Origin of the sequence: Bisbaumannia pacifica (assembly GCF_007989625.1) — a bacterium.
Taxonomy (GTDB): Bacteria; Pseudomonadota; Gammaproteobacteria; order Pseudomonadales; family Halomonadaceae; genus Bisbaumannia; species Bisbaumannia pacifica.
In genome coordinates, this window is the sequence record NZ_BJUK01000017.1 from 65,704 (window position 1) to 75,711 (window position 10,008).

Annotated in this window: 13 protein-coding genes and 1 pseudogene; 8 read left to right on the forward strand and 6 right to left on the reverse strand. The window is 66.7% G+C overall.

Annotation, left to right across the window (positions count from 1 at the left end; all coding sequences use genetic code 11):
* Positions 1–12: 12 nt before the first annotated feature.
* The 4 genes from HPA02_RS09205 (at position 13) to HPA02_RS09220 (ending at position 3,247) form a co-directional block, all read left to right on the forward strand.
* On the forward strand, positions 13–1,266 hold the full coding sequence (locus HPA02_RS09205) for an MgtC/SapB family protein (RefSeq protein ID WP_146802887.1): 1,254 nt from the start codon (positions 13–15) through the stop codon (positions 1,264–1,266).
* Between the two features lie 23 nt (positions 1,267–1,289).
* The gene (gene bluB / locus HPA02_RS09210) at positions 1,290–2,006 is read left to right on the forward strand and encodes a 5,6-dimethylbenzimidazole synthase (protein WP_146802888.1); all 717 of its coding nucleotides are present in this window, start codon (positions 1,290–1,292) and stop codon (positions 2,004–2,006) included.
* A gap of 42 nt (positions 2,007–2,048) precedes the next feature.
* Positions 2,049–2,396: a DUF3024 domain-containing protein gene (locus tag HPA02_RS09215; RefSeq protein ID WP_146802889.1), complete on the forward strand. Its 348-nt coding sequence runs from the start codon at positions 2,049–2,051 to the stop codon at positions 2,394–2,396.
* An 80-nt stretch (positions 2,397–2,476) separates the two neighbouring features.
* The gene (locus HPA02_RS09220; protein WP_146802890.1) at positions 2,477–3,247 is read left to right on the forward strand and encodes a COG3650 family protein; all 771 of its coding nucleotides are present in this window, start codon (positions 2,477–2,479) and stop codon (positions 3,245–3,247) included.
* A gap of 4 nt (positions 3,248–3,251) precedes the next feature.
* On the opposite strand, the gene HPA02_RS09225 is transcribed toward HPA02_RS09220, so the two are convergent.
* Both HPA02_RS09225 and HPA02_RS09230 read right to left on the reverse strand, forming a co-directional pair.
* Positions 3,252–4,154 carry a complex I NDUFA9 subunit family protein gene (locus tag HPA02_RS09225; RefSeq protein ID WP_146802891.1) on the reverse strand — a complete coding sequence of 301 codons (903 nt, stop codon included), beginning with the start codon at positions 4,152–4,154 and terminating at the stop codon, positions 3,252–3,254.
* Between the two features lie 7 nt (positions 4,155–4,161).
* Complete coding sequence (locus tag HPA02_RS09230) at positions 4,162–4,791, reverse strand: DsbA family oxidoreductase (RefSeq protein ID WP_146802892.1); 630 nt, start codon at positions 4,789–4,791, stop codon at positions 4,162–4,164.
* An 83-nt stretch (positions 4,792–4,874) separates the two neighbouring features.
* On the opposite strand from HPA02_RS09230, the gene HPA02_RS09235 reads away from it, so the two are divergent.
* On the forward strand, positions 4,875–5,186 hold the full coding sequence (locus HPA02_RS09235; RefSeq protein WP_146802893.1) for an antibiotic biosynthesis monooxygenase family protein: 312 nt from the start codon (positions 4,875–4,877) through the stop codon (positions 5,184–5,186).
* Between the two features lie 18 nt (positions 5,187–5,204).
* Here HPA02_RS09235 and HPA02_RS09240 read toward each other — a convergent pair whose 3' ends face one another.
* Positions 5,205–5,408 carry a putative motility protein gene (locus tag HPA02_RS09240; protein ID WP_146802894.1) on the reverse strand — a complete coding sequence of 68 codons (204 nt, stop codon included), beginning with the start codon at positions 5,406–5,408 and terminating at the stop codon, positions 5,205–5,207.
* A gap of 148 nt (positions 5,409–5,556) precedes the next feature.
* Here HPA02_RS09240 and HPA02_RS09245 point away from each other — a divergent pair, with 148 nt between their 5' ends.
* Positions 5,557–5,910, forward strand: coding sequence for a zinc ribbon domain-containing protein YjdM (locus tag HPA02_RS09245; RefSeq protein WP_146802895.1), 354 nt, complete (start codon positions 5,557–5,559; stop codon positions 5,908–5,910).
* A 45-nt stretch (positions 5,911–5,955) separates the two neighbouring features.
* Here the strand turns inward: HPA02_RS09245 and HPA02_RS09250 are convergent, their stop codons facing one another.
* Together HPA02_RS09250 and HPA02_RS09255 are read right to left on the reverse strand one after the other, a co-directional pair.
* Positions 5,956–6,846 carry a PA2778 family cysteine peptidase gene (locus tag HPA02_RS09250; protein WP_244945897.1) on the reverse strand — a complete coding sequence of 297 codons (891 nt, stop codon included), beginning with the start codon at positions 6,844–6,846 and terminating at the stop codon, positions 5,956–5,958.
* Between the two features lie 67 nt (positions 6,847–6,913).
* Positions 6,914–7,306, reverse strand: coding sequence for a PA2779 family protein (locus HPA02_RS09255; protein WP_146802904.1), 393 nt, complete (start codon positions 7,304–7,306; stop codon positions 6,914–6,916).
* 238 nt (positions 7,307–7,544) lie between these two features.
* On the opposite strand from HPA02_RS09255, the gene HPA02_RS09260 reads away from it, so the two are divergent.
* Positions 7,545–8,075: an HPP family protein gene (locus HPA02_RS09260; RefSeq protein ID WP_146802897.1), complete on the forward strand. Its 531-nt coding sequence runs from the start codon at positions 7,545–7,547 to the stop codon at positions 8,073–8,075.
* Between the two features lie 88 nt (positions 8,076–8,163).
* Positions 8,164–8,880, forward strand: a complete 717-nt coding sequence (gene hutC, locus HPA02_RS09265; protein WP_146802898.1) for a histidine utilization transcriptional repressor HutC — start codon at positions 8,164–8,166, stop codon at positions 8,878–8,880.
* Between the two features lie 107 nt (positions 8,881–8,987).
* Here hutC and HPA02_RS09270 read toward each other — a convergent pair.
* Positions 8,988–9,364: pseudogene (locus tag HPA02_RS09270) on the reverse strand (integrase core domain-containing protein); the annotation flags it as partial.
* Positions 9,365–10,008: the final 644 nt, after the last annotated feature.

The window sequence follows — 10,008 nt, forward strand, 5'->3', positions numbered from 1 at the left end:
GCGGGGGGGCTGATGGAGGCCTTCGTCGGCATGGGGGTGGCGCTCTTCTCGGGGCTGCTGATCGGCCTGGAGCGGGGCTGGAAACAGAGCGGCCTGCCGGAGTCGAGCCGCGCCATGGGCCTGCGTACCTTCGCCCTGATCGGCCTCGGCGGCGGCGTCAGTGGCCTGCTGGGCGAGGCCTGGGGCGCGGCGCTGCCTGCCGCCATCGGCCTGGGTCTGACCCTGCTGCTGACGGTGGTCTACTGGCGCTCGCGTCTCGAGCAGCGCGATGCCGGCTGCACCACCGAGGTCGCCGGCCTGCTGACCTTCGTGCTGGGGGCCGCGGCGGCGGCGGGCTATCCCGCCCAGGCGGCGGCCGGCGCCGTGGTGGCGGCCCTGCTGCTGCAGCTCAAGGCCTACCTGCATGACCTGCTGACCCGCATCAGCGCCGCCGAGCTGCGCGGCACCCTGATGCTGTTGCTGATCTCGGTGGCGGTGCTGCCGCTGCTGCCGGATCGCGGCTTCGGCCCCTTCGCCGCCCTCAATCCCTACCTGATCTGGTGGATGGTGGTGCTGGTGGCGGCCATCCAGTTCGCCGGCTATGTGCTGGTGCGCCTGCTGGGCAGCCGCTACGGTATCCTGCTGACCGGCCTGGTGGCGGGGCTGATGGCCTCCACGCCGCTGGCGCTGGCCTTCGCGCGGCTGGGGCGCCGACAACCCGAGCTGGCGCCGACCCTGGTGTGCGCCATCCTTGCCGCCTCCTCGATGATGTTTCCCCGCGCCCTGGCGGTAGCGAGCCTGATCGCCCCGGGAATCCTGCCGACCCTGGCCGTGCCCCTGCTGGGCATGACGGGGCTGGGCTTCGGCCTGGCGGCGGGGCTCTGGTGGTGGACACAGCGCCGTGATGGGGCGGACCCGGCGGCGCCGTCGCCGCCGGTGAGCAACCCCTTCGAGCTCTGGCCGGCGGTGCGCTTCGGCGCCCTCCTGGCGGGGATCTTCCTGGCCGTGGCCGCGGCCCGCCACTGGCTCGGCGACAGCGGCCTCTATGGGCTGGCACTGATCTCGGGACTGACCGATGTGGACCCGGTGACTCTCTCCTTCGCCCGCCTGGCCGCCGACGAGCAGTCCTGGTCGCTGGCCAGTCGTGGTATCGTCCTGGCCGCCCTGGCCAATACCCTGTTCAAGAGCGGGCTGGTCGCCGTCCTCGGCGGCGCCCGCATGGGCGGCTGGATGCTGGTCAGCGTGACGCCGGCACTGCTGTTCGGCGTCGCCTGGCTGGTATGGTAGGCCCCTCCAACCAAGGAGCGACGATGAGCAAGGACTCCCCCCACGCGGCGTTTTCCGCGGCCGAACGCCACGGCCTCTACCGCGCCATCTTCGAACGCCGCGACGTGCGTTCGCAGTTTCTGCCCGAGCCGATCCCCGCCGAGGTGTTGGCGCGGCTGTTGCAGGCCGCCCACCACGCCCCCTCGGTGGGATTCATGCAGCCCTGGGACTTCCTGGTGATCGAGAACCGCGAGCTGCGCGCGCGCATCCAGGCCGGCTACGCCCGGGAGAACGCCCGGGCCGCCGAGAACTACCGGGGCGAGCGGGCCGAGCGCTATCGCCGCCTCAAGCTGGAGGGCATCCTCGATAGCCCCGTCAACCTCTGCATTACCTGCGACCGCCGCCGCGGCGGCCCCCATGTGCTGGGGCGCAACTCCATGCCGGAGATGGACCGCTTCAGCACCTGTCTGGCGGTACAGAACCTGTGGCTGGCGGCCCGCGCCGAGGGGGTCGGAGTGGGCTGGGTGAGCATCCTCGACCCGGTCGAGCTGGCCGAGTTGCTGGGCCTGCCCGAGGGCGTCGAGCCGGTGGCCTACCTCTGCCTGGGCTATGTCAGCGAGTTTCTCGACGAGCCGGAGCTGGCCGCCGAGGGTTGGCGGCAGCGTCTGCCCCTGACCGAGCTGGTGCATGGCGACGGCTGGGGCCGGCCCCTGGAAGCGGAAGCGTTGGCGCTGGCCCTGGAGGGCCTCGAACCGCGATAATCCCGCCCCGGAGGGACGAACCAGGTATTTGGCGAGCGACCCATGGCACTGAGCGAATTCGAGATCAAGCGGGCCGAGAAGGTCCTCCAGGGCTTCCTGGAGAGACACCGTCCACCCGCGTCTATCCGCCCCCGACTGGACCTCGGTGGGCGAGTCAGCGGGCAGAGCGTGGAGATCTTCTCGATTCGGCCCCGCTATGACGACCCGTCGATACGCATGGAGACCCCGGCGGCCAAGGCCACCTACGTGAAGAGCCGCGGCCTGTGGAAGGTCTACTGGATGCGCGCCGACCTCAAGTGGCATGCCTACCGGCCCCGGCCCGAGGTGAAGCGCCTGGAGGCCTTCCTCGAGCTGGTGGGCGAGGATCCCGATGGCTGCTTCTTCGGCTAGGGGAACTCGAGGCACCGCCGGTGGCCTTATCATCCGCCCCGCATCAGGCGGGGCGCACTCGATCGGCAAGGAGCAAGACGATGGTGAAGGATAGGCGTGTAGTGGGGGCTTCCCTGCTGGCCCTGGGACTGGCCGGCTGTGGCGGCGAGGCCGAGGCGCCCCTAGCGGCGGCCGGCGACCATGCCGCCCTGATGGGGGAGTGGCGGGTGGTGGGGCATGAGGCGCCCGGTATCAGCGCCCTGAGCGAGGCGCAGGCCGAGGCCTGGCTGGGGGCGCGGCTGCGCATCAATGAGGCCTGGATGGCCCTGGGGGAAACCTTCTGCGAGGGGATGAGCCATGAGGCCGAGTCGCGACCGGTCGATGAACTGCTGGCGGGCTATCGCCTCGGCGACGAGTCGCTGCCGCCCCTGGATGGCCGCGAGGTGGTCGTCGAGCATCGGCTCGGCTGCGACGATCGGCCCTGGTCGACCCTGGGGGGCACCCTGCTGTGGCTCGACGAGACACGCCTGCTGGCGCCCTGGGAGGGGGTGTTCTTCGTGCTGGAGCGGGACGATGGCTTCCGTGCCTATGGCAACGAGCCGTTCTGGAACCTGGCCATCGACGAGACGGGCCTGCGCTTCGCCGATCCGTTCGGCGGCTTCGATGTGCGCACGCCGCTCCCCGAGGCCGAGTCCCTGGAGCCGGGTGGCCGGGCCTATCATGCCCAGACCGAGGCCCATGCGCTGCGGGTGGAGATCCTTCCCGAGACCTGTCGCGACAGCATGGCAGGCGCTCCCTTCGAGACCAGGGTTACGGTGACCCTGGATGGCGAGCGCTTCGAGGGGTGTGGCGGCGCCGTGCCGACGTTCTAGGCGGTCAGGGAAGACAAAGCGGCAGGCTATCGCGCAGGGTGCGTGGGGTGATGCCCAGGTCGGCGAAGCCGCCCACGCCGTCGGTGACGAGGTTGTCCTCGGCCATCAATAGCACCTGATCGCGGGTCAGGGGGGGATTGGGCAGCACCGAGAGCAGCCCGGCCAGGGCCCGCCAGGTCCAGAAGGGCAGGGGCAGCAGGGGGCGCTGAGTGTGGCATTGCGCCTGGACGCGGGCGAGGATCTCTCGGTAGCTGAGCACGTCCGGGCCGCCCAGCTCGAAGAGCCGTCGCGGTGGGGCGGCCGTATCCACCAGGAGCGCCACGGCGCGGGCCACGTCCGCCACATGCACCGGCTGCAGGCGGGTCTCGCCGGCGCCGAACAGCGGAATCGTCGGCAGCCGGGTCAGTCGCGCCAGCCCATGGAGGAAGGCATCATCGGCGCCGAACATCACGCTGGGGCGCAGGATGATCGCCTTGGGCAGGTGTTCCAGTACCGCCGCCTCGCCCCGGGCACGGGCGCGCACATAGGCCGACGGCGAATCGCGGCGGGCGCCGATGCCGGAGAGCTGCACCAGGCGGGTGATGCCCGCCTCCCGGGCCAGCCGGGCCAGGCGAGCGGCGCCCTCCACATGGATCGTCTCGAAGCTGGCGCCGCGGCGCTCCACATAGCCACTCACCGCATTGATCACCGCCGAGGCGCCGACCAGCGCCTCGGCCACCGCCGCCTCGTCGCGAATATCCGCCGGGCAGAGGGTGATGGGGTCCTGGGGCTCCGCCCAGTTGGGGCGCCGCGGATGGCGCGCCGCCAGGCGCACCCCCTGGCCCGCCTCCACCAGCTCGCGGACCAGCCGACGTCCCAGGAAACCGGTGCCGCCGAAGACCAGGATCTCGCCGTCGGATCTTGTCATGGGCGGCTTATCCCATCAGGTCGAAGAGGCGTTCCAGTGCCAATAGCAACTGGCGTCGCGGCTGGGCCCCCTCCAGCACCCCGGCGTGTTCGCCGTCCAGCATAAAGCGCAGGCCGGGCACCCCGGAGATGCCCAGTACCTGGGCCTGATGCTGATCGTCGCGCACCGCCTGAGCGAAACGCCCTTCGTGAAGCGCTCGGGCCAGGTCGTGGCCATCCAGCCCCAGGGCCTCGGCCTGGGTCATCAGGGCGTCGATATCGCCCAGGTCGAGGCTCTCCTCGAAGAACCCCCGAAACAGCGCCCGGCGCAGCCGTTCCGCCTGGGCCGGGGAGTGCGTCTCGGCCCAGGCATGGGCCTCGTGGGCCAGCCGCGAGCGGGGCTGGATATGCGGCAGGCGCAAGGTCATATCGCGTTCCTTGGCCATGGGCAGCACCGAACGCTGCCAGACGTCATGCAGGTAGTCGGCGTCGGGGGCGAGGGGCGGCTGGGGCTCCGGGCGCAGTTCGAAGGCGCGCCAGCGAATGCCGAGCGTCTCGCCGAAGCGGGCCCGGATGGCCTCGAGCTCGGGAAGCTCCAGGTAGCAGAAGGGGCAGACGAAGTCGCTGAAGACTTCCAGGACGATACGCGGTTGGGTCATGATGGCGCTCTCGCGGAATTACGTTGCCCCTAGGGTAACCGCTAGGCTGGCCAACGCCACCCGATCCCCTGACTGGAGCCACCATGATCGCTACCACCCCGGAGCCGCCCTATTACGCCGTGATCTTCACCTCGCTGCGCAGCGAGGAGGAGGCCGGCTATGCCGAGATGGCCGAACGCATGCTGGAACTGGCCACCGAACAGCCAGGCTTTCTGGGGGTGGAGTCGGCTCGGGAGGGGCTGGGGATCACCGTCTCCTACTGGCGCGACCCGGAGGCGATTCGCGCCTGGAAGGCCAATATGGAGCATCGGGAGGCCCAGCGGCTGGGCCACCGGCAGTGGTATCGTCACTTTCGGGTGCGGGTGGCCCGAGTCGAGCGGGAGTATGGCATCTAAGCCGCGCGTCCGCGCGGCTTACGCATAGGTATTGATCTGGGTGCCCAGGTGACCCTGGCTGGCCAGCTGGGGCTCGGCGGAGGCGGATTCCATCAGGGCGGTGACCTGCTGTTGCTGGATGGTCAGGGACTCCTTGAAGATCTGCATCTGCGCCTGCTGGGCGACCTGGGCCTGCTGCATCACCAGCGCCTGGCTGACGGTGTTATTGATGGCCGAATCCATATCAGCGCTCCTTGATTTAGCGAGTGGCGCTTTCACGCTACCAGGCCGGGCGCCACGATGCCAGGCCTGGATGGCCGGTGGCAACTGGTGTCACCGCGGCTGGCGGTGTAGGCTTGCCGGCTTTCCGTGTCGACCCGAGGACTCCGAGATGAGCGATCTGCCCAACTGCCCCACCTGCGGCTCCGAGTACACCTATGACGATGGTATCCAGCTGGTCTGCCCCGAGTGTGGCCACGAGTGGGCCCGGGATGCGGCCCCGGAGCCGGTGGAAGACGAGCTGGTGGCCCTGGACGCCAACGGCAATCGTCTGGCCGATGGGGATAGCGTGACGGTGATCAAGGACCTCAAGGTCAAGGGGTCTTCTTCGGTGATCAAGGTGGGTACCAAGGTCAAGAGCGTGCGATTGATCGAGGGCGACTCCGAGGGCGGCCATAACCTCGACTGCAAGGTGGAGGGTATCGGTCCGCTGAAGCTCACCTCCAAGTTCGTCAAGAAGGCCTGAGCCGGCGTGACGCCGCCGAGGCCCAGGGCCTCGGCGGCGCGATGGTTAGAGTCGCTCCAAGGCGTCCTCCGCGTGGACCTGCCAGGGGCCGGGCAGGGCGCTGGCGCGCTCGAGGGCATCCCGTGCCTGCGCCGGCGCCTCGAGGGCGACCAGGGTCAGCCCCAGGTTGAGCCAGGCCACCGCCAGTGATGGATCGGCCTCGGTGGCGCGCCGAAAGGCCTCCGCGGCGCCGTTGGGGTCGCCGCCGCCGTGGCGGGCATTGCCCAGGGCAAACCAGCCCATGGCGTGCTGTGGCCAGCGCCGCGTCACGGCCTCCCAGGCGGGCAGGGCGGCCAGCGTGCCCCTGGCCTGCTCGAAGTCGGCGATCGCCTGCAGGGCGGGCTCCACGCCCAGGCTCGCCGGCAGCTCTCCCGGAGGCAGGGCCACGACCGCCCAGCGTTCGCTGCGTGCCCAGGTGGCATCGAAGCGCCGGAAGTCTTCGCGGCGAGCCGCCTGAGTGCCGCTATGCACGATCATCGCTTCGGCATCCAAGTCATAGCCGATGGCCACCGCGTAATGCCACAGCGGCCAGGCCGGCAGCGACAGGTTCTGCATCACCAGCACCGGATGCCCCGCGGCCAGCTCCTCGAGCAGGGCCTCGAAGCGCCCCTCCAGCACGAAAGGCACGCGGCCGTGGCGGCGCAGGGTGGCCAGCATCTCCGGCTGCACGCTGCCCTCCCGATGGGGCAGGAAGACCTGGGGAATCAACTCGTCCACCGTGGCCTCGACGCCGTCGGCATTGAGCAGCATGGCCAGCGACGCCGGCCCGCACTGGTAGTCCCGCTGGGCATGGAAGGGGATACCCTCCAGTTGCACCCGCGGGGGAATCCCCATGGCCTCGGGGCTGGCCAGGCGCGGCGCGCTGGCGCAACCGGCCAGGAGCGACAGGCCGAGCATTAACAGCACAACGCCCGCAGAGCGGGCGTTGAGGCGTGAGCGTGGGGCGAAGGCTTGGCCCCGTCGCTTAGCGAGTAAAGGGAAACGCATTGGTCAGGCCCAGGATATCGGTGACCAGCAGGATCACGAAGACCGCGAACAGCACGCCCACCACGCTGGCGCCGGCGGGCAGCTGTTCCAGCTGATCGGCCATCTGGCGCACTTCGGCGTCGGAGAGGGCAGCCACCCGAGCTTCCACCTCGGCGGGATCGACGCCCTGGGCGACCAATTGATCCTGGACGTCCTGGCGGGAGAGCACTTCCTGGATACGCTCGCGGTCGGCACTTACCCGATCCTGGGCCAGCGCCTCCTGGGTGGAGATCAGGCCGCTGGCGGGAGCCGGGGCGGCGGCCACCGGCAGGCTGCCCAGCACCAGGCAGGCGATCAGCAGCGGGCTGAGGACGCGTGAAATTGTCTTCATCATTAGAGGATTCCTTACTCTGAGATTGGTGTCCGGCTTTTATTTCCTACGGCACTCAGGCGGGTACCGTCACGCGATGCTCTCCCAGTATAGGGCCAGACCCCTATGATTTTCATGCCTTTTTCGTGCCATGGCGGGGAGGGCGAGGAGGGGTTATCGATCTATTCGCAATGCTTTCTTCACCTTGATGGTGCGATTTGTCAGAATCTGCGCCTTTCTGGTGCAGAAATGGACGACCATGAAGACCTACTTCGGCAAGATGCGTGGCGAACCGGCCCGGCGTGCCCGGGCCGACTGGCAGGACGCCCTCTGGTCCTGGGCCGGGGCCTTTTCCGGCATGGGGGCCATCGCCTGGCTGAGCGCTCATTGGCTCACCGATCAGCTGTTGATCCTCGGTTCCTTCGGCGCCACCTCGGTGCTGATCTACGCCGCCCCCCAGAGCCCCTTCGCCCAGCCCCGTAACGTTCTCCTGGGCAGCGTGTTGTCGGCCTGCGTGGGGGTGGGCTGTGCCCAGTGGCTGGGCACCACGGCCCTGGCCGTCGCCCTGGCCGTCTCCCTGGCGATCCTGATCATGCAACTGACCCACACCGTGCATCCTCCCGGCGCCGCCGCCGGCTTGATCGCCGTGGTCGGTGGCCCCGAGGTCCAGGCCCTCGGCTGGTGGTACCCGCTGGTGCCGGTGGCGGTGGGCTGCGCGGTGATGCTGGTGGTAGCCATCCTGGTCAACAACCTGGCCCGACATCGTCGCTATCCGGTGCATTGGCATTGAGCTTTCAGGGGAAGCCAGGCGCTAATCTATGACATTCTAGGTAAGATGGAGATAACCGCTGCAGACAGGCAAATGAGTAGGGCACGACATGCCGGAGATTAAGCCTTCTTACACTCGCATCAAGGACTATCTGCTCGAAGAGATCGAGCGCGGGGCTTTCGCTCCGGGGGATCGTATTCCTGCGGAGAATGCGTTGGCCAAGAGTTTCGGCGTGAGCCGTATGACCGCCAACAAGGCGATCCGGGATCTGGTCAACAAAGGGCTATTGATGCGGAGAACCGGATCCGGCACCTATGTGGTGGAGCGCAAGGCGGAGTCCTCGCTGTTTGAGATCAAGAATATCGCTGATGAGATCGCCGCCCGAGGGGGGAAGCACAGCAGCGAAGTGATCCGCTTGGAGGAGGTCAGCGCACCTGAGGAGGTGGCTATTTTTCTCGGGGTGCGGACTGGCTCTACTGTCTTTTATTCCGAGATCGTGCACCGAGAGGATGGGGTCAAGATCCAACTGGAGCGGCGTCATGTGAATCCCAAGCTGGCCCCCGACTATCTTCAGCAAGACTTCGAGACGCAAACACCGAATGCGATTCTCGTGGCCCGCTACCCGGTCACTGACGTAGAGCATTCGGTTGAGGCGGTTCTTCCCAGCCCGCATGAAGCCGCATTGCTGGATATCGCCGAAGGCGAGGCCTGTCTGAAAGTGATTCGGCGCAGTTGGTCCGGCGAGCTGTTGATCAGCTATACACAGTTATTGCATCCAGGTTCTCGTTACAGGCTGAATGCTAGGGTGAATGTAAGCCACCTCTAGGTTGTCTTTAATGAAGTGCTTGAAGGCCACCTATCGGGTGGTCTTCAGCATTATTGGGTTTCGGGTCCCGTGTGATTAACCACCCGTTTGGTAAATACCATCACACCTCAAAATAACTCGGGCTGCTTGGCCTGCCACCCCTTCATCGCCGTGACCGATGATTGATGATGCAGCGCTTTCTACGGGATATGGTGATTGTACCGCCAGCAGTATTGCTTAAGCGTCTGCTCCCTTCGCCTGAGGTATCGCGCCGCGTCACCATTACGTCGCTAATACGACCGTTGAAGCGCTCCACCATGCCATTCATTTGCAGCCTTCCCGGCTTGATCAGGCGGTGCTCGGTGCCGTGGGCCAGGCACTCCTGATCGAAGGGGGGGCGTCCGTTAGGCCTGCACTCACCTGTCCGCGTGAAGCGATAAGTGCGCGACTTGTCGTTATCTGTCAGCACTATCCGGATCTTGAAGGGCGCCTTCTTCCCCACCTGTTGACTATGCGGATTATGCCCGCGCTCTTCGGCAGGGTAAGCACCTGGTGGGTAGAGCTGCATCGCTAGTGGTCGGCGAGAAAAGGGCATCAGAAATCTCTCCATCACCCAATGATCCCAGCGCAGAGCGAACAATACCATCCCCCCTCAGGCAGGATGGTGGCACGCCGTTACCCATCCCAACGGTGAAAGAGCCCGAGGCCGTCAGTTTCGCAAGCTATCCATGTGATGCCTCATTGGTGCGCTCATTTTAGCCAAATGTGTATATACACATGACTCGCTTTCTCGCCTGTCCCCACCTCACGCCTATTAGACATTGGTCTTGTTTTTATAAGGTGTCACACCAAAAACTCCTTTTGTAACAATGTATTGTGAATTACTCTGATTTTTTTCTTCTTTCGTCACTTGACTCGCCACGGCTTGATGGCCGATATGTGTATATACATATTTGGCGCCATCAGGGCGCCTCCTCCCAACCACAACATCGAGGACGCCTCATGACTCAGTACCAGTCCATTGACCACGACCCCCGTCACGACCCGTCCCGCCAGATTGGCGCCCCCACCGGCACCGAACTCAGCTGCAAGAGCTGGCTCACCGAGGCGCCGCTGCGCATGCTGATGAACAACCTCCACCCGGACGTC

Excerpts from the sequence above, each read along its gene's own strand:
- HPA02_RS09225 (WP_146802891.1), bottom strand. The coding sequence starts at position 4,154 with ATGACAAGATCCGACGGCGAGATCCTGGTCTTCGGCGGCACCGGTTTC.
- bluB (WP_146802888.1), top strand. The coding sequence starts at position 1,290 with ATGAGCAAGGACTCCCCCCACGCGGCGTTTTCCGCGGCCGAACGCCAC.
- HPA02_RS09240 (WP_146802894.1), bottom strand. The coding sequence starts at position 5,408 with ATGGATTCGGCCATCAATAACACCGTCAGCCAGGCGCTGGTGATGCAG.
- HPA02_RS09235 (WP_146802893.1), top strand. The coding sequence starts at position 4,875 with ATGATCGCTACCACCCCGGAGCCGCCCTATTACGCCGTGATCTTCACC.
- HPA02_RS09255 (WP_146802904.1), bottom strand. The coding sequence starts at position 7,306 with ATGAAGACAATTTCACGCGTCCTCAGCCCGCTGCTGATCGCCTGCCTG.
- HPA02_RS09205 (WP_146802887.1), top strand. The coding sequence starts at position 13 with ATGGAGGCCTTCGTCGGCATGGGGGTGGCGCTCTTCTCGGGGCTGCTG.
- HPA02_RS09215 (WP_146802889.1), top strand. The coding sequence starts at position 2,049 with ATGGCACTGAGCGAATTCGAGATCAAGCGGGCCGAGAAGGTCCTCCAG.
- hutC (WP_146802898.1), top strand. The coding sequence starts at position 8,164 with ATGCCGGAGATTAAGCCTTCTTACACTCGCATCAAGGACTATCTGCTC.
- HPA02_RS09220 (WP_146802890.1), top strand. The coding sequence starts at position 2,477 with ATGGTGAAGGATAGGCGTGTAGTGGGGGCTTCCCTGCTGGCCCTGGGA.
- HPA02_RS09230 (WP_146802892.1), bottom strand. The coding sequence starts at position 4,791 with ATGACCCAACCGCGTATCGTCCTGGAAGTCTTCAGCGACTTCGTCTGC.
- HPA02_RS09250 (WP_244945897.1), bottom strand. The coding sequence starts at position 6,846 with ATGCTCGGCCTGTCGCTCCTGGCCGGTTGCGCCAGCGCGCCGCGCCTG.
- HPA02_RS09260 (WP_146802897.1), top strand. The coding sequence starts at position 7,545 with ATGAAGACCTACTTCGGCAAGATGCGTGGCGAACCGGCCCGGCGTGCC.
- HPA02_RS09245 (WP_146802895.1), top strand. The coding sequence starts at position 5,557 with ATGAGCGATCTGCCCAACTGCCCCACCTGCGGCTCCGAGTACACCTAT.